The sequence below is a fragment of the Streptomyces purpureus genome, from assembly GCF_014648195.1.
Lineage (GTDB): Bacteria > Actinomycetota > Actinomycetes > Streptomycetales > Streptomycetaceae > Streptomyces > Streptomyces purpureus.
Genome location: NZ_BMQQ01000007.1, coordinates 148,939 through 165,890, shown reverse-complemented (window position 1 = coordinate 165,890; position 16,952 = coordinate 148,939). Strand labels below are relative to the sequence as shown.

Sequence of the window (16,952 nt, the reverse complement as noted above, 5' to 3'; positions counted from 1 at the left end):
GGCGGAACCGATTTCCTGCGTGGGGATTCCCTACGTGGGGATTCCGCCGCGATTGATCTTCGGAACGTCGATACCCAGCGCTCGCAGCTGCTGGAACGGGTTCATGAACTCGCGCTGCTGCTTGATCTTGCCGTTTTCGAGCAGGAACGAGTGGATGAAGTGGTTCTTGTAGTGGCCGGGCGGATAGGCCGGGTAGAGAATCTTGCCTTCTCCGTCACACTCGACCCAGAACCGGTTGGGGTCTTGTGTGTCGAAGATCTCCACGTTCTTCCATTCCCAGTCGGGGAACATCCGCAGCGACCACTCGCCGTGCGCCTTGAGCGTCTCGTGCCCCTGGGAGGCGATCGGTTCGCCGGTGTCGCTGGTCCACAGGCCGGCGCTGCCGTCCTCGGTGAAGAGCTGGTAGCGCGTCAGCCGGTTCTCGCCCTTGCGGCTCATGTAGTCCGCGACGACGGCGCGATGCCGGGCGCGCAGGTCGAGGTCGCCTCCGAGCCCCTCGGGCTGAGCGTTGTCCGTTCCCATCTCGAATCCCTCAATCCATGGTGTGGGTGTGGGCGTTGACGCTGTGGGTGGTGTCGGCTGCCGCCGCTGCGCGTCAGAGCCGGAGCTCGGGGCGGTAGATGTCCAGCCAGGTGCTCAGATCGAGCACTCGCTCCATGCCGTTGCGGACGTCGATCGGCATGGTGGCGGAGTCCTGCCGCGTGATGTTCTCCAGCCAGCCGCGGTCGACCAGGTCGAACACCGGGTCGTCGGTCGTGAGGAGTTCCTTGGACTGCTGCAGCAGCGCGCCCGTGTAGTGCGGGTCCACGGTGGCGGGGTAGGGCGCCTTCACGCGGGTCAGCACCGACTTGGGCAGCAGGTCGGCGGTCGCGGCGCGGAGCAGGCTCTTCTCCCGGCCGTCGAAGGTCTTCATCGACCACGGGGTGTTGTAGACGTACTCCACGAGTCGGTGGTCGCAGAAGGGGACCCGGACCTCCAGCCCGACGGCCATGCTGATCCGGTCCTTGCGCTCCAGGAGCATCCGGACGAAGCGCGTCAGGTGCAGGTAGCACATCACCCGCATCCGCATCTCGTGGTCGCTCTCGCCCTCGGCCCGCTCGACCTCGCCGACCGCGTCGGAGTAGCGGTCACGGATGTAGGTGGGCAGGTCGAGGGCGGCGGTGATGTCGGCGTTGAACCGGTCGGAGACCTGGGCGCGCGCACCGCTGACGAAGACCGCCATCCAGGGGAACGTCTCCGCCGCCTGGACCTCCGGCTGGTGGAACCACCGGTACCCGCCGAAGACCTCGTCGGCGGACTCCCCCGACAGGGCGACCGTGGACTGCTCCCGGATGGCCTTGAACAGCAGGTAGAGCGAGGCGTCCATGTCGCCGAGGCTGAGCAGGCTGTCCCGCGCGGTGATGACGGCTCGGCGCACCGCCGGATCGGCGATGGCGGCATGGTCGAGCACGATGGACTCGTGCCGCGAGCCGACGTGTGCGGCCACCTCACGGGCGTACGGGGCGTCGGTCGTGCCGCGCAGCTCGTCGGCGATGAAGTCGTCCTCCCGGCCGACGAAGTCGACCGCGAAGCTGCGCACCTTCTCGCCGGGCTCGCCGTGCTCCCCGGGCCGGCCGAGCTTGGCGGCGGCCAGTGCGGTGATCACGCTGGAGTCCAGACCGCCTGAGAGCAGGGTGCAGCGCGGCACGTCGGAGACCAGCTGCCGGCCCACGATGTCTTCGAGCAGTTCGCGCACGGTGGCGACGGTGGTCTTCTGGTCGTCGGTGTGCGGACGGGTGGGCAGCGTCCAGTAGCGGCGCTCCCGCAGGCCGGAACGGTCGACGGTGACCACGCCGCCCGGGACCACCTCGCGCATCCCGCACCACGCCGCGCTCCCCGGCGTCTGGGTGAAGCTGACCAGCTCCCGCAGCCCGTCGAGGTCGACCGCGCGGTCCGCCAGCGGGTTGGCCAGGATCGCCTTCGGCTCGGAGCCGAACAGCACCCCGTCGTCGGTGCTGGAGAAGTAAAGCGGTTTGACGCCCATCCGGTCGCGGATCATCACGAGCTTCTCGACCCGGGAGTCCCAGACGGCGAAGGCGAACATGCCGTTGAGCCGTTCGGCGACCGCCTCGCCCCACTCCAGGTAGCCGTGGAGCACCACCTCGGTGTCGCTGCGGGTCTGGAACCGATGCCCCTGGCGGAGCAACTCGCCCCGCAGCTCGGTGTAGTTGTAGACCTCACCGCTGTAGGTGATCGTCACCGGGCCGTCGTCGGTAGGCACCACCATGGGCTGGGTGCCGCCTTCGAGGTCGATGACCGCCAGCCTGCGGTGACCGAGCGCCGCGTGCCGGTCGAGCCAGGCGCCTCCCGCGTCCGGTCCCCGGCAGGCCATGGTCTGCGTCATCGCGTCCAGCTGCGTGCGCTGCTGAGTCAGATCCCGGTCGAACGAGACCCAGCCCGTAATTCCACACATCGACTTGCCCTTCTTCCTCTTGAGTCCACGGGTCCGGAGTACGGTCAGGGTTGGAGCCGGCCCGCACGCCGGCCGGAACCGTCGCGCTCGTAGCGCAGCCTCCGGTGCAAGCGGTCCTCCTGGTCGGCCTGCCAGAACTCCACCGACGCCGGCTCCGGCAGATGGCCGAGCCAGTGCGCGCCGGCCGGGCGGGCGGCCCACAGGGCGTCGGACTCCTCGCCGGGCAACGGACCGGTCCGGCCGCTCACGACGCCTTCCTGATCGGTTCGAAGGCCAGGCCGCGACCGGCCGGTCGGCCGGAGTGGGCGCCTTCGACGATGGCCTCGACGTCGGTCGCCATCCGGTCGGTGGGCGGGTATCCGATGAGCTCGGTGGCCCGGTTCGGCGGCATCGGTGCCTTCAGGTCGGCCGCGGAATCCCACAGCATCACCGCGCCCCAGCGGTTGGTCTCCCGGTCGGAGATCCAGAACTTCAGCCGCAGCCCCTGAACCTCCGCCCACGGCTCCACGCCCTCGGCACGCAGGTGGTCACGTAAGGAGTCGATGGTCTGTTCGGACCCGGAGAGGTCCCACCAGGAGATGGTCGCCTTCATACGTTCAGCACCTCCGCGGTCTCCATCAGCGGTACGAGCAGCTCGGCCAGGACACGCTCGCTGTCCTGGGTGAGGACGGATTCGAGGTGGAACTGCACCGAGCCGAAGTGCGGCCCCCGCAGGGCGTGCACCTCGCCCGTGGCGGCGTCGCGGCTGACGTTCACCTCGCCGACGCCGGGGCACTCCAGCCGCTCGGCTCGCGCGCGGGCCACGTAGGAGTTGTAGAAGCCGACCCGCTCCCGGGAGCCGAACAGGTCGATCTCGCGCTGGGTTCCTTGGTTCGGGACCTCCCGGCGCCTCAGCTCGAGCCCGAGGTGCCGGCACAGCAACTGATGGCTCAGGCAGACGGCCAGGAAGGGGGTGCGCCGGGCCAGCAACTGCTCGATCGCCGAGGTGAGCCGGGCCATCCGTGGGTCGTCGATCTCCCGCGGGTCGCCAGGTCCGGGGCCCATGACGACAAGATCGTGGTCGTCGAAACGGTGGGTCGCGTCGAAGCTGCTGAGCTCCACCGTCAGCCCGATGGCGCGCAGTTGGTGGGCCAGCATCGAGCTGAAGGTGTCCTCGGCATCGATGATCAGCGCCCGGCGGCCGTCCAGCACCGGATGCGGCTGTGCTCGCGATTCGGCGTCGTCGAGCCAGAAGCGGGCGATCGTCTCGTTCCGCCGCCCCAGGGCCTCCTGGATCTGCGGGTGCTCGTCGAGCCGTTCGCCGGCGCCCAGCGCCGAGAGCACGCCCGCGGCCTTGGTGCGGGTCTCGGCGACCTCGGCGTCGGGGTCGGAGTGCCGGACCAGGGTCGCGCCCACCCCCACCTCGACCCGGCCGCTGCCGTCGGCGTCCGAGGCGTGGATGTCGGCGGTACGGATGAGGATGGCCGAGTCCAGGGTGCGCTCGCCGGCGGCGTCGCGGCCGATGAGGGCCGCGACGCCCCCGTAGTATCCGCGGCCGCGTGGCTCGTAGCGGGCGATCACGCGGCAGGCGTTCTCGAGCGGGCTGCCGGTCACGGTGGGGGCGAACATCGTTTCCCGCAGGATGTCCCGGGGATCGAGGTCGCTGCGCCCCTCGATGGTGTACTCGGTGTGCGCGAGCCAGGCCATCTGCCGCAGGAAGGGGCCCGTCACGCGGCCGCCGCCCCTGCAGACCCGGGCCATCATCTTCAGTTCCTCGTCCAGGACCATGTACAGCTCGTCGGTCTCCTTGCCGTCGGTGAGGAACTCCATGACCTCCGACACGACCGGTCCTGTGGGCGGGTAGCGGTAGGTGCCGCTGATCGGCGTCATGGCCGCGACACCGTCCCGCAGGCTGACGTGGCGCTCCGGTGTGGCGCCGACGAAGGTCCGTGTGCCGGTGTGCACGATGAAGGTCCAGTAGGCGCCGCTCTCCCGGGTGAGCAGCCGGCGGAACAGGCTCAGTGCGCTGTGCGTCGAGTACCCGGTGATGGTGGTGACGAACGAGCGCTTGATGACGAAGTTCGAGCCCTCGCCGGTGCCTATCTCGTTGTCGAGCACGGCGCGGACCGTGTCGGCGTAGGTGTCGTCGTCGGTGTCGAAGCGCCCACCGGTCAGGGCGATCGGCTCGTCCGGCAGGGATTTCAGCGCCTCGGACGTGGTGATCTGCCCGTGGTCGGTCACGGACATCGCGAGCAGTGGTGAGCCGTCCGCGGCGGCGGCGAAGCCGCGTTCGGTGATCTGCTGGTGGGGCACCAGGACCAGCGTCTCGTGCCGGGCCTCGCCGGGCCGCCCGCTCCGGTCGGTGAGCGGGATGTCGGCGAGCCGGGCCGGGGTGCTGACCTGGCCCAGCAGGATCTCCACGCGGTCCGCGCCAAGGGTCTCGGGGCGGTGAAGCAGGGCGAAGGCTCCCGGGTTGGGGCCCAGCACGTGCTCCAGCAACTGCGTCGGGTTCATCGGAAGACCTCCTCGGTGGTGGTGACCACCGAGCAGCGGGCGGCCGCGTAGTCGAGGGCCAGCCGGTGGTACTCGGCGGAGAAGTCGCCGAGGGCGTCGGCGACGAGGAACGGCTGGATGTCGTTGGTGAACGCCTCGAGGGCCGTCGCCAGTACGCCGACGTGTGCGTACACCCCGCAGACGATCAGCTGATCGCGGCCCTGGGCGCGCAGACGTGCCAGCAGGTCCGAGCGGAAGAACGCGCTGTAGCGCCACTTGGTGAGCACGTGGTCCGCCGGCCGGGGTGCGAGTTCGGTGACGATCTGGCGGTCGGCGGGGTCCACCCTCATGCCCGGGCCCCAGAAGTCCTTGAGCAGGCCGCGTTCCTCGTCCGTCATGCCGCCGGGTTGCGCGGTGTAGAACACCGGGACCCCGAGCGCGGCACAGCGCTCCCGCAGCAGCGCGCAGTGGCGCACCAGCGGGTCGCGCACCGCCGGGGGAAACGGCGCGAGGAAGTATCGCTGCATGTCGTGTACGAGCAGGGCCGCACGGTCTGCGTCGGGTTTCCACTGGGCCGTGCTGATGGGCAGGTCAGCCGCCGTCGGCAGTGGGTAGGCGGAGATCGGGGCTATGCCCGGCACGGTTCTCCCTCGGCTCGGTCCGTCATCGTCTGCGTGTGCGGCTGCCAGGCCGAGACCACCGCCACCGCCTGGCGGGGGTTGAGTCTCGGGTCGCACAAGGTCGTGTACTTCTCGCCGATCCGGTCGGTGCCGTCCGGGGTGTCGGCGCATTCGGTCACCGCGTCGGGGGTGGTCTCCAGATGGATCCCGCCCGGTGTTCCGCCGGCTGTGCGCACGGCGGCCTGGAAGGCGGTGACCTCCCGGACGATCGTCTCCACGACTCGGGTCTTGCGTCCCTCGGCGGTGGTCACGGTGTTGCCGTGCATGGGGTCGACCAGCCAGATCACCGGGTGTCCCGCGGCGCGTACGGCCCGGACCAGCGGTGGCAGCAGGTCCATGGTCGCGTCCGCGCCCATCCGGGCGATGAGGGTGAGTCGGCCCGGTTCCTTCCCGGGGTCGAGCCGCTCGCACAGCCCGAGCAGCTCGGCGACGGTCATACGTGGCCCTACCTTGCACGCGACCGGGTTCACCACATCGGCCAGCAGCGCGACATGGGCCCCTTCGAGCTGGCGGGTCCGTTCGCCGATCCACGGCCAGTGCGTGGAGGTCAGCGCGGTCCGGCCATTCCGGTCCTGGCGCAGCATCGGGGTCTCGTAGTCGAGCAGCAGAGCCTCGTGGCTGGTCCATACGGCCGGGTCGAGGCGGGCCTGCGGCGTCGGGCAGAGGCCGGCCATGAGCCGGCTCGCCGCCTCGTAGCCCGCCAGCAGGCGCCGGGGATCGGGGCGTCGTGCTTCCGGGTCCGGCTCCGGGCCGTTCACCATGTGTCCTCGGTACACCGGGACTTCGACGCCGCCGGCCAGCTCGGTCTGCGCGGACCGGGGCTTGGCGTACTGGCCTGCGATCCGGCCCACCCGGACCACCGGCTGACGAGTGGTGGCGTTCATGACGGCGGCGAGGACGTCGAGGAGTTCTGCCTTCCGCTCCAGGTCACCCGCGGTGCATTCGGCGGGATCCTCCGCGCAGTCCCCGGCCTGCACCACCTGCGCCTGCCCGGCGGCGACTTCGGCGAGCAGACCGCGGAGTCTGGCCAGGGATTCGGTCTCCACGAGCGGAGGGAGGGTCGCCAGCACGTCGCGGACCTGCTCGACCTCCGCCGGGTCTCCCCACTGAGGCTGCTGCTGCGCGACCGGAGCTTGTAAGACTTCGAGCGAGGTGACGTTCAAATTTGCTCCAAACCTCCGACGTGTCGGCTCATCGCTGTCCGCGGTGAATTGACCGATGGCCTGCCACCCATGGCCGATGGTGAAATGCCATGGGTGGCAGAACTTCCTCGGAATGCTTGATTTTCGGCACGGCGGATGAAACGTCCGTTTGCCCGGCTAATTCGCCGACCGGCCGGCTGAGCAGAATGAAACCGATACCACCGAGGCGGTCGGATCAGTGGTGGGCGGCCGCCGGTCCCCCACGGCGGGCCGCCGGGGCCGCGCCACCGTGCGGCGGGTACGGGTTGTCCTGGACGTACAGCCACGTACCGTTCGGCTGCTCCTGCACGGTGTCGCAGAAATTCCCGGTGAAGCTCTCGCGGGTGCCGTCCGCCGCGTTCTGCTCCAGGGAGTAGTCGCCCATGATGGCGGCTGTGCGGTTACGCACCTTGCCGTCCCCGGTGCGCTTCCCTCCTGCCAGCACGGTCTGGCGAGGGTTGACGACGAGCACCGGATCCAAATTGAACCACTCGACGTAGAACGCCCGTATTTCCTTGTGGCCCCTGATGATCGATCCGTCGTAATTGACGATCGCCGCTTCGCGCTCATGCAGGGCGATGATCCCCTCGACATCCTTGGCCTTGATCCGCTCGCCCAGGAGCTTCAGCAACTCGTCGGGGGTCTTCGCGCCCGTACGCGCCGCCGTGGCCTCCGCCGGCGTCTCGGTGTCGCCCGGAGTCTCGGCGGTAGGCGAGGTGCTCGCGGCCGCCGACTCGGTCTTGATGAAGCTGGGTCCGGCGATGCTCCCGGCCGTCAGAACAATGGCCGCGGCAGCGATCGGCAGCGTGTGCTTGATTTTGCTCATAACATCTCCCCGAACCTGGAGATGGCAACAGGTAAATGCAGCGCGTCTGCGGCGTTGGACCCTCGGACTGGCCCCCCGTTTGCCATCCCGCCCCCTTGATGGCAGTCATACAACAGTCCGGAACGAGCCCCTGTCAACGCTTATATGAATACCGAGGGCGTCGGTGTGTTATTTCGTCCGGGCAGACCTTGAAGCGGAATATTGACCGCGCCGGGATGACCTGCGGCTTTCACCGTTCCTGGAACGCCGTCCAGCAATGATCAAATCGGCGAGCCGGGCGCCCGGTGGCCGGGAAGCTCCCATTCCGGCGATCCATGCCCCCATTTTCGCCCGATTTGACGCGGTATCTCCAGGCGGGATAAGCATCCACCGACCGGCGCCACGCCAGATGTCGCGTACATATAATTACTGTCAGTGAAATGATCAAGCAGCGCAGATCACCCCTGAGTAAAGGAAAGGGAAAGCAGCGTTCCGGCCACGGGGTGAGCGGCCCTGTAGGCGGCTCGTTCAATATCCACTTCCCCGACGCGACCTGCCCGAATAGACCTGTGATCGGATCCCTCAGCGGCGGACGCGCGGCATCCCCAGGCCGATCCAGGAGATGATCTCGCGCTGGATCTCGTTGTTGCCGCCGCCGAAGGTGAAGATGACGGCCGAGCGGTAGCCGCGTTCCAGTTCGCCGTGGACCGCGCCCGCCGAGCCCTCCTTGAGCGCGCCGGCCGCCCCGGCGATCTCCATCAGCCAGGCGTAGGCGTCGCGCCGGGCCTCGGAGCCGTACACCTTGACGGCGGAGGCGTCCTGTGGGGTGAGCGTGCCGGTCTGGACGGCGTTCACCATCTGCCAGTTGAGGAGCTTCATGGCGTCGAGCCGGGTGTGGGTCTGCGCGAGGCGCCGCCTGACCCAGGCCAGGTCGACGACGCGGCGGCCGTCGGCGAGTTTGGTGTCCACGGCCCAGCGCTGGACGTCATGGAGGGCGCGGATGGCCATGGTGCCGTGGGCGGCGAGGGTGACGCGCTCGTGGTTGAGCTGGTTGGTGATCAGCCGCCAGCCCTGGTTCTCCTCGCCGACCCGGCGGCTGACGGGGACGCGGATGTTCTCGTAGTAGCTGGCGGTGGTGTCGTGCGAGGCGAGGGTGTTGATGAGGGTGCAGGAGTAGCCGGGGTCGGACGTCGGCACCAGCAGCATCGTGATGCCCTTGTGGGACGGGGCGTCCGGGTCGGTGCGGACGGCGAGCCAGACCCAGTCGGCGGTGTCGCCGTTGGTGGTCCAGATCTTCTGGCCGTCGACGACGTACTCGTCGCCGTCCCGGACGGCCCGGGTCTTGAGCGCGGCGAGGTCCGTGCCCGCGTCGGGTTCGCTGTAGCCGATCGCGAAGTCGATCTCACCGGAGAGGATCTTCGGCAGGAAGTACGCCTTCTGCTCGGCCGTGCCGAACCGCATGAGCGTGGGGCCGACGGTGTTGAGCGCCATCAGCGGCAGGGGGACGCCGGCCTGGGCGGCCTCGTCGAAGAAGATGAACTGTTCCATCGGGGTCAGTCCGCGTCCGCCGTACTCCGTCGGCCAGCCGACCCCGAGCCAGCCGTCCGCGCCGAGACGGCGGATGGTCTCGCGGTAGAAGCGCTTCTGGGCGGCGGGGTCGGCGTAGCGGGCGTAGACGTTGTCGGGGACCAGCGCGTCGAAGTAGGCGCGCAGTTCGGTGCGCAACCGCTGCTGTTCAGGCGTGTATTCGAGGTGCACGGCCCCTCCAGGCGTCGTCTCGCGCTCATGTCCGCCGTCCGCGCCGGTTCACCGCGGCGGGCGCAAGAGTAGAACCTGTTACAACAATCCGGAAGGGGTGCGCGGGGGCCTGCCGGCGGGGCTGAGAGGATTGCCGTCATGGGAGATCAGCTGATGCGGACGGCGTTCGCGGACCCGGACGCGACGGAATCCGAACGAGCTGCGGCACGCTGGTAGTTGAGCGGGAGGACGGCGCTGCACGCGGCGTGGATCCTGGGGCTCGCCGTGAACGAGGCGGCCCCCGAGTCCGTCGCGCGGCGGGTCTTCACGGTGAACCCCCTGCCCAAGGAGGGGCGCTGGCTCAGCTGGAGCAGGCTGACGCCAGCGGCGGCCCGGGCCGCCGCGGCCCACCCCGACCCGAAGACGCGTCGGATGCTCGCCGAGAACCCGGACCCGGCGGTGCTGACGCTGCTGGCCGACGACCCGGAGACCCGGGTCCGGGCCACCGTCGTGTTCACGGCGGAGCACCACGGCGTGGAGCTGGGCCTCGACACCGTACGGAGACTCGCCCACGATCCGGAGCCGAGGGTGCGCCACTGGGCCGGGGCGCTCCCGGGGCTGCCCGACGACGAGACCCTGGCCCTGGCCGAGGATCCCGATCCGCGGGTACGGGCCGCCGCGCTCTCCGCCTGGAGCTGGCCCCGGCTGCGGCCCGAGGTGCGCGCCGCCGCCGAGGCCGACCCCGACCCGGAGATACGTAAGGCGGTCGAGCGGGCCACGCGGGTCGAGGCGCCGCTGCCGACGACGGTCGATGCCTTCCGGGTCGAGACGGACGAGCGGCGCCGACGGGACGCCGCGTACGAGGCCGCCGTCGACGAGGGCCTCGCCCGGCTGCTCGTGACGCACGAGGACGCCGGTATACGCGCCGGGGCCGCCCGCAATCCGCACCTGCCCACCGGCCTCGCCCTCTCGCTCGCCGCCGACGCCGACGACTGGGTCCGGCTGAGCCTCTCGCTCCGTGCCGATCTGACCGAGGAGCAGCGCGCCGCGATCGACTACACCGCGCCGGAGGGGTCGCGTCCCGTGCCGGACTGGATCAAGGAGCGGTACGGGGACCCGGACGCGCTGCGGGAGCTCGCCGCCTCCTCGCACGTACTGCTGCGGCGCGCCGTCGCCGTGGCGCCCGAACTCCCGGACGATGTCGTTGAGTTGCTGGCCTTCGACGAGGACTACTTCGTCCGGCTGACGCTGTGCGGGGGGAAGCAGGCTCCGCACGAGCTGCTGGTGGAGATGCTCAGGAGCTGGGACGGGCTGAGCAAGGGCACCCTCCTCCACCGCCCCCACTTCGCCCGGCCGGGCCTCGCGCGGTTCGCGGACGACCCGGACGACTGGCTGCGGCACGCGGCGCTCTTCGACCCGGAACGGAGCCCTGAGCTGGTCGAGCGCCTCTCGCGCGACCCGTCACGCCTGGTCCGCGACCATGCCGCGCGCGATCCGCGGCTGCCGTACGGGCGGCTGGTCGAGCTGCTCGACGAGGACGGGGAGCCGCAGGCGGCAGCGTTCAATCCCGCCCTGCCGGTGGAGCTGATGCACGGGCTGCTGGATCTGGCGGGGGTGGCCCCGGCCCCGTCCTGATCAGGAGCGCGGGAAGGTCTGGACAGAGGTGTGCGCCGCCGCGCGGGGCGGCGGCGCCCTGCGGATCGATCAGGGGTACAGCGGCGGGGCCGCTGTCAGGGCAACAGCTCGTCGAGGGATGCCCGGCCTCGTTCGGCCATACGCCGCTCGGCCCAGGCGAGGTTTTCGGGTGTGATGTCCCGGCCCGACGCCAGCACCAGATCCTCGGCGGCGAATTCGCCCTCCGAGCCGGTGTGCAGGATGCTGTCGGGGGTCGGGCCCTGCCGCTTCGAGGTCGAATCGGACTCAGCGTTCATGCCGCCTCCTCGTTCGTCCGGATGTGGTCATTCTCGTTTCCTGCCACCGGTCCCGCATCCGGGCGCGGCGGTGGCGCCTCCACCACGCGCCCGGTCCCGCATCCGGGCGCGGCGGTGGCGCCTCCACCACGCGCGCGATGCGGCGGCTGCGGCCCGATCCGGTGCCCGAGGAGCTCCTGAACCGGCTGATCCAGGGAGCGCGGCCGGCTTTCGGCCCGGTGGGCCACAAGCCCGTACGGAGCGTGGCGCACCGCGACGGTCGGTGACTCCCCGCGCGACCCGAGTCTCACACCAGGGCGGCCGCCTCCCGGATCCCTAGGGCGCGGCCCTCCTCGTAGGCGTGCGTGTAGCCCGTCGCGGGGAGCGCGGCGCGCACGGCGGATTCGGCGCGCGCGGATGGCCCGCTCGGTCGCCTCGCCGAAGGGGCGGAAGCCGGGCCCCCTGGCATGCCGCTGTGCCGGTCGTACGCGCCGAGGAGGCGGGCGCCGTCCTCCGCCGGGCCGACGGCCGCCTTGGCCCAGGCGGCCGCGGGGAACTGGCCGACGACGACGTACGGCGCGACGAGGTAGGCGAGCGGCTCCAGGGCGTGGACGGCGCGGGTGAGGCGGGCGGCGGCCCGCTCGCAGGCGCCGTCGAGGCAGTCCAGCCAGCCGTGCAGACTGAGGGCCATGCCGCGGAACAGGCCGGGGGTGTGGTCGCCGAACCGGTCCTCGATGCGGCGTAGTTGCTCACGGGCAGGGCCGTGGCGGTCCGTGCGGGCGTAGTGGTGCAGGAGCAGCAGCCGCGCCGTGGAGACGCCCTCCGTACCGAACTCGTCTGCCTCGTCGGCAGCTTCGACGAGCATCCGCTCGGCCCGCTCGCGTTCCTGGGTGTCGCTCGCCGTGGTGAGGCGCAGGCCGGCGAGGCGGGCCTTGAAGACGGGCACCTGCGTGCGGGCGCCGATGTCCGCGGCGGCGCGCATGGCCGCGGCGAAGTCCGCGGCCGCCTCCCGGTCGCGGCCGGCCCGTTCGTTGGCCTCGCCGCGCGCGCAGAGCGACTCGGCGATGCCCCACGCGTCCTGGGCGGCCTCGAAAATGGCCAGCGCCTCGTCGGCGTCGCCGGAGGCGTCGTGGAGGAGTTTGGCCCGCATGAGGAGGAGAAAACCGAGCTCCCAGTCGAGTTTCTCGGCGCGGCAGGCCGCGACGTGGGTCTCGCGGGCGCCGAGTGCGGTGAGGACGGCCTCCGGGACACTGTCGGCGTCGCGGACGGGGGCGAGTTCGGCGACGTACGGGCCGTCCTGCCAGATGTCGGGGCGGGCGGCGAGGGCGGCCTCCAGGGAGAGCCGGGTCTTGCCCACACCGCCCGCGCCCAGCAGGGTGATCAGGCGGTGGGTGGTCAACTCCTCGGTCAGATCCGCGAGTTCGGTGTCCCGGCCGACAAAGGAGGTGAGCCGGGCGGGCGGGGCGGGAGCGCGCCTCGGCTGTGCGGTGAGCAGCTCGGCGTGGAGGGTGCGCAGCTCGGGGCCGGGTCGGTGCTGAGCCGGTCGGCGAGGGCGGTGCGGACGTCCTCGTACGCCTGCAGTGCCTCGGCCTGCCGTCCGGCCGCGCGCAGGGCGCGGATCCGCAGGGCCTGGAGGGGTTCGTCCAGGGGATGCTCGGCGGTGAGGGCGGCGAGCGGTACGAGGGTGTGGGTGGCGCGGCCGAGCACCACGTCGGCGGCGAGGCGGTCGCGGCGGGCTTCGGTGTGGCGGCGTTCGGCGCGGACGACGAGCGGGTCGCCGGCGCGGCCGGGCAGGTCGGCGAGGACGGGGGGCCGCGCCACAGGGCGAGGGCGTCGTCGAGGAGCCGGGCGGCCGTGGCCGGGTCGCCCGCGGCGAGGGCGTCGGAGCCTTCGGCGGCGAGGCGTTCGAAGCGGAAGAGGTCGACGGCGTCCGGATCGGCGGCGAGCCGGTAGCCCCCGGCCGCCGAGACGACGGCGTCCCGCCCCAGTGCCCGCCGCAATCGTCCGACCAGAGCCTGGAGCGCCGCGTGCGCGTCGCCGGGTGGCTCCTCGTCCTCGCCCCAGACCTGCTCCGCCAGCGCACCTGCCCCGACCACACGCCCGCCGACGGCGGCCAGCGCGGCCAGCAACGCCCGCAGCCGTGCCCCGCCGACCGGCACCTCGCCCCCGTCCGGCCGAAGGGCCCGGGTGGCCCCCAGTACGCGGTAGTCCGTGATCACCGGCCCATTCTCCCCTGTCGTAACGGCAGCCCTTGGCCGGTGACCGGCCCTGCTCCCCGCCCCCGTGGGCGCCTGCGTATGCAGGGGCGCCGCAGACGGCACGCCGTCGGCGAGGCCGGACCACCATGGCCGCCGCGCCGCCCGGGCGGCGGCGCCGCACCCGCGCGTGGCCCCGTCCGGCCCACCGGCCCCGCCGTCAGGCTCGGCCGTACGGGCGGCTCCTGGGGTGGAAACAGCCTTTCGTGTCGATGGTTCGCCGTGTCGTCGCCATGGCATTCCGGGTCACCGGGTTCGACAATGGGGGGGATGACCGACGACGACCGGCGACAGCGCATCGGCTCGCCGCCGCGCCCGGCACCGGACGGGCAGCATGGCGGCGAGATCGGGCCCATGGAGCGGCTCGCCATGAACCGCACCGGCAGTTTCGACTGGGACCTGGACTCCGCGACCATCGATGTCGACGAGGCGGGTCTGCTGGTCTTCGGGCTGGACCCGGAGACGTTCGACTCCCGCCCGGCCTCGCTGGTGCACCGGCTCGAGCCGGACGAGCGTGCCCGGCTGGACGCGGTCATCCGCGAGGCGCTCTCCAGCGGCCGGTCCTCGTACACCGCGCATTTCCGCATTCCCCGCGAGGACGGCGGCGAGCAGTGGACCCATGTGCAGGCCCGCATCCTTCGGGACGCCACGGGCCAGGCGCACCGCATCGTCGGCATCGTGCGGGACACGACGGCCGAGGTCACCCATTCGGCCTTCGTCCTGGAGCTGGAAAAGCGGCGGCAGGTGCAGACCAGCATCGTCGAGCGCACCACCCACGCCCTCTCACGCGCGGTGACCGTGGACGACGTCACGGCGGCGCTGACCGGACCGGGCGGGCTGGCCCGGCTCGGTGCGGACGGTCTGGCGCTCGGCCTGGTCGAGAACGGTTCGGTGAACGTCATCGCGCTGAGCGGTGAGTCGCTGGAGGTCCTGGACGACTTCGGCACGCGGCGGCTGGAGCACGGGACGCCGCTGGCCGAGACGGTCCTCGGCGGGCGGCCGTTGTTCATCAGCAACTTCGCCAACCTCGGCCGGGACTATCCGGCGCTCGCGCCGTACGTGGGGCGGTTGAAGTTCCGGGCCGCCGCGTACCTGCCGCTGGTCGCGCAGGCCCGTTCGCTCGGCGGCATGGCACTGTTCTACCGGGGCCGTACGGCCTTCACCGCCGACGAACGCAATCTCTGCCTCGGCCTGGCCGCGATCGTCGCGCAGTCCCTCCAGCGGGCGATCCTCTTCGACGAGGAGCGGGAGCTGGCGACGGGGCTCCAGTCGACGATGCTGCCGCGCCGGATCCCGGAGATCGCCGGCGGGGAGATCGCGGTCCGCTACCACGCGGCGTGGAGCGGCCGTCAGGTCGGCGGGGACTGGTACGACGTCGTCTCCCTGCCGCGCGGCCGGGTCGGGATCGTCGTGGGCGACGTCCAGGGCCATGACACGCACGCCGCCGCGATCATGGGGCAGTTGCGGATCGCGCTCCGGGCGTACGCGGGCGAGGGGCACGCGCCGTCGACGGTGCTGGCGCGGGCCTCGCGCTTCCTCGCCGAGCTGGACACGGCCCGGTTCGCGACCTGCACGTACGCGCAGGTGGATCTGTCGACCGGGACGGTACGGGCGGTGCGGGCCGGGCATCTGGGCCCGCTGATCCGGCACACGGACGGCCGGGTGGGCATTCCGAAGCTGCGGGGCGGGCTGCCGCTCGGCGTGGCGTCGGTCTTCGGCGACGAGGAGTTCCCCGAGACACGGCTCGACCTGGTGCCCGGCGAGACGCTGGTGCTGTGCACGGACGGTCTGGTCGAGCAGCCGGGGTCCGACATCGACACCGGTCTCCAGGCCCTGTCGGACGCCGTGAGCAGCGGGCCGCCGCAGGCGGAGGCGCTCGCGGACCATCTCTCCGAACAGCTGTGGGAGCGCTGGGGTTCCGGCGACGACGTGGCGCTGCTGGTGCTGCGGCGCAGCCCCGACCCGGGGACGCCGCGCGCCCCCCGCATCCACCAGTACATCCACCAGGCCGATCCGCAGGGCCTGTCGGACGCCCGGGCGGCCGTCTCGCAGGCGCTGCGGGACTGGGACATGGGCGCGCTCGCCGACGACGCGGAGCTGATCACGGGCGAGCTGCTGGTGAACGTCCTGCTGCACACCGAGGGCGGTGCGGTGCTGACGCTGGAGGTGCTGCCGGAGCCGGTGCGGCGGGTGCGTCTGTCGGTGCAGGACCGCTCCAGCGCCTGGCCCCGGCGGCGTACGCCCGGCGAGGCGGCGACCTCCGGGCGCGGGCTGCTGCTCCTGGACGCGCTGGCCACCCGCTGGGGCGTGGAGCCGCGCGGCGAGGGCAAGGCGGTGTGGTGCGAGATCGGGCCGGAGCGGGGCGGCCGGGGCAACGGCACCGGGCACGGCGGGTCCGGCCACGGCGGCTTCCGCTGACGTAAGGAGGTCGGCGATGGACCCGGTGGCGGCGCTGGACCGGATCGCGTTCCTGCTGGAGCGGTCCCAGGAACCGACGTACCGCGTCCGCGCGTTCCGCGGCGCGGCGGAGGCGGTCGCGGCGATGGCGCCGGGTGAGGCCGAGCGCCGCGCCGCGGCCGGGACGCTGGAGGACGTCAAGGGCATCGGACCGAAGACGGCGAAGGTCGTACGGGAGGCGCTCGCCGGTGAAGTGCCCTCCTATCTGGTCCGGTTGGAGGAGGAGGCCCCGCTGCCCCGGACGGAGAGCGGTGAGCGGCTACGGGCCGCGCTGCGCGGGGACTGCCATCTGCACTCCGACTGGTCGGACGGCGGCTCGTCGATCGAGGCGATGGGGCGGGCGGCGGCGGCGCTCGGCCACGAGTGGGCGGTGCTGACCGACCACTCGCCGCGGCTGACCGTCGCCCGTGGTCTGTCGCCCGAGCGGCTGCGTGAACAGCTGGAGGTGGTGGCGGAGCTCAACGAACGGTGGGCGCCGTTCCGGCTGTTGACGGGCATCGAGTGCGACATCCTGCTGGACGGCTCCCTGGACCAGGAGCCGGAGCTCCTCGAACAGCTCGATCTCGTGGTGGCGTCGGTCCACTCGAAACTGCGGATGGACGCGCCCGCGATGACCCGGCGGATGGTGAAGGCCGTCCGCAATCCGCTGATGGACGTGCTCGGCCACTGCACGGGCCGGCTGATCACCGGCCGGGGCCGGCCGGAGTCCACCTTCGACGCGGACCGCGTGTTCGAGGCGTGCGCGGAGTCCGGCACGGCGGTCGAGATCAACAGCCGTCCGGAGCGCCTGGATCCGCCGCGCCGCCTGATCCACCGCGCCCTCGACGCGGGCACCCTTTTCGCCGTCGACACGGACGCCCACGCCCCGGGTCAGCTGGACTGGCAGATCTTCGGCTGTGCCCGGGCGGAGGAGTGCGGGGTCCCACCCGAGCGGGTGATCAACACCTGGTCGGCGGACCGGCTGGTGGAGTGGGCGGGCTCGGCGGACGACTCCTGACCGTTA

At 71.6% G+C, this 16,952-nt stretch carries 13 protein-coding genes and 1 pseudogene; 3 read left to right on the top strand and 11 right to left on the bottom strand.

The annotated features are described in order from the left end of the window. Positions 1 to 30 precede the first annotated feature (30 nt). The 9 genes from IEZ01_RS12060 to IEZ01_RS12025 form a co-directional block, all read right to left on the bottom strand. Positions 31 to 522, bottom strand: a complete 492-nt coding sequence (locus IEZ01_RS12060) for a PhzA/PhzB family protein (protein ID WP_019884033.1) — start codon at positions 520 to 522, stop codon at positions 31 to 33. A 73-nt stretch (positions 523 to 595) separates the two neighbouring features. Next, entirely contained in the window at positions 596 to 2,452 is a 1,857-nt protein-coding gene (gene asnB / locus IEZ01_RS12055; protein WP_189201593.1) for an asparagine synthase (glutamine-hydrolyzing), read from the bottom strand. 44 nt (positions 2,453 to 2,496) lie between these two features. Next, positions 2,497 to 2,700, bottom strand: a complete 204-nt coding sequence (locus IEZ01_RS34825; RefSeq protein ID WP_019884035.1) for a pyridoxine 5'-phosphate oxidase C-terminal domain-containing protein — start codon at positions 2,698 to 2,700, stop codon at positions 2,497 to 2,499. Further along, entirely contained in the window at positions 2,697 to 3,044 is a 348-nt protein-coding gene (locus tag IEZ01_RS34820; RefSeq protein ID WP_019884036.1) for a hypothetical protein, read from the bottom strand. The genes IEZ01_RS34825 and IEZ01_RS34820 overlap by 4 nt, the downstream gene beginning before the upstream one ends. Further along, positions 3,041 to 4,945 carry an anthranilate synthase family protein gene (locus IEZ01_RS12045; RefSeq protein WP_189201591.1) on the bottom strand — a complete coding sequence of 635 codons (1,905 nt, stop codon included), beginning with the start codon at positions 4,943 to 4,945 and terminating at the stop codon, positions 3,041 to 3,043. Before IEZ01_RS12045 ends, IEZ01_RS34820 begins: the two co-directional genes overlap by 4 nt. Beyond that, entirely contained in the window at positions 4,942 to 5,565 is a 624-nt protein-coding gene (locus IEZ01_RS12040) for an isochorismatase family protein (protein WP_019884039.1), read from the bottom strand. The genes IEZ01_RS12045 and IEZ01_RS12040 overlap by 4 nt, the downstream gene beginning before the upstream one ends. Further along, positions 5,553 to 6,767 carry a 3-deoxy-7-phosphoheptulonate synthase gene (locus IEZ01_RS12035; protein ID WP_189201589.1) on the bottom strand — a complete coding sequence of 405 codons (1,215 nt, stop codon included), beginning with the start codon at positions 6,765 to 6,767 and terminating at the stop codon, positions 5,553 to 5,555. Before IEZ01_RS12035 ends, IEZ01_RS12040 begins: the two co-directional genes overlap by 13 nt. 214 nt (positions 6,768 to 6,981) lie before the next feature. After that, a complete protein-coding gene (locus tag IEZ01_RS12030; protein ID WP_019884041.1) occupies positions 6,982 to 7,611 on the bottom strand; it encodes a YybH family protein in 630 nt (209 codons plus the stop codon). A gap of 561 nt (positions 7,612 to 8,172) precedes the next feature. Next, a complete protein-coding gene (locus tag IEZ01_RS12025; protein ID WP_019884042.1) occupies positions 8,173 to 9,348 on the bottom strand; it encodes an acyl-CoA dehydrogenase family protein in 1,176 nt (391 codons plus the stop codon). A gap of 216 nt (positions 9,349 to 9,564) precedes the next feature. On the opposite strand from IEZ01_RS12025, the gene IEZ01_RS12020 reads away from it, so the two are divergent. Continuing rightward, positions 9,565 to 10,962 carry a HEAT repeat domain-containing protein gene (locus IEZ01_RS12020; RefSeq protein ID WP_189201586.1) on the top strand — a complete coding sequence of 466 codons (1,398 nt, stop codon included), beginning with the start codon at positions 9,565 to 9,567 and terminating at the stop codon, positions 10,960 to 10,962. 95 nt (positions 10,963 to 11,057) lie between these two features. On the opposite strand, the gene IEZ01_RS12015 is transcribed toward IEZ01_RS12020, so the two are convergent. Both IEZ01_RS12015 and IEZ01_RS34810 read right to left on the bottom strand, forming a co-directional pair. Next, positions 11,058 to 11,258, bottom strand: a complete 201-nt coding sequence (locus IEZ01_RS12015; RefSeq protein WP_019884044.1) for a hypothetical protein — start codon at positions 11,256 to 11,258, stop codon at positions 11,058 to 11,060. Positions 11,259 to 12,414: 1,156 nt separating this feature from the next. Beyond that, positions 12,415 to 13,456: pseudogene (locus tag IEZ01_RS34810) on the bottom strand (AfsR/SARP family transcriptional regulator); the annotation flags it as partial. Between the two features lie 306 nt (positions 13,457 to 13,762). On the opposite strand from IEZ01_RS34810, the gene IEZ01_RS12005 reads away from it, so the two are divergent. Next, positions 13,763 to 15,910 (top strand): SpoIIE family protein phosphatase, encoded by a 2,148-nt coding sequence (locus tag IEZ01_RS12005; protein WP_019884046.1) that lies wholly within the window; start codon positions 13,763 to 13,765, stop codon positions 15,908 to 15,910. A gap of 16 nt (positions 15,911 to 15,926) precedes the next feature. Next, positions 15,927 to 16,946 carry a PHP domain-containing protein gene (locus IEZ01_RS12000; protein WP_189201584.1) on the top strand — a complete coding sequence of 340 codons (1,020 nt, stop codon included), beginning with the start codon at positions 15,927 to 15,929 and terminating at the stop codon, positions 16,944 to 16,946. The last annotated feature ends 6 nt before the right edge of the window (positions 16,947 to 16,952 follow it).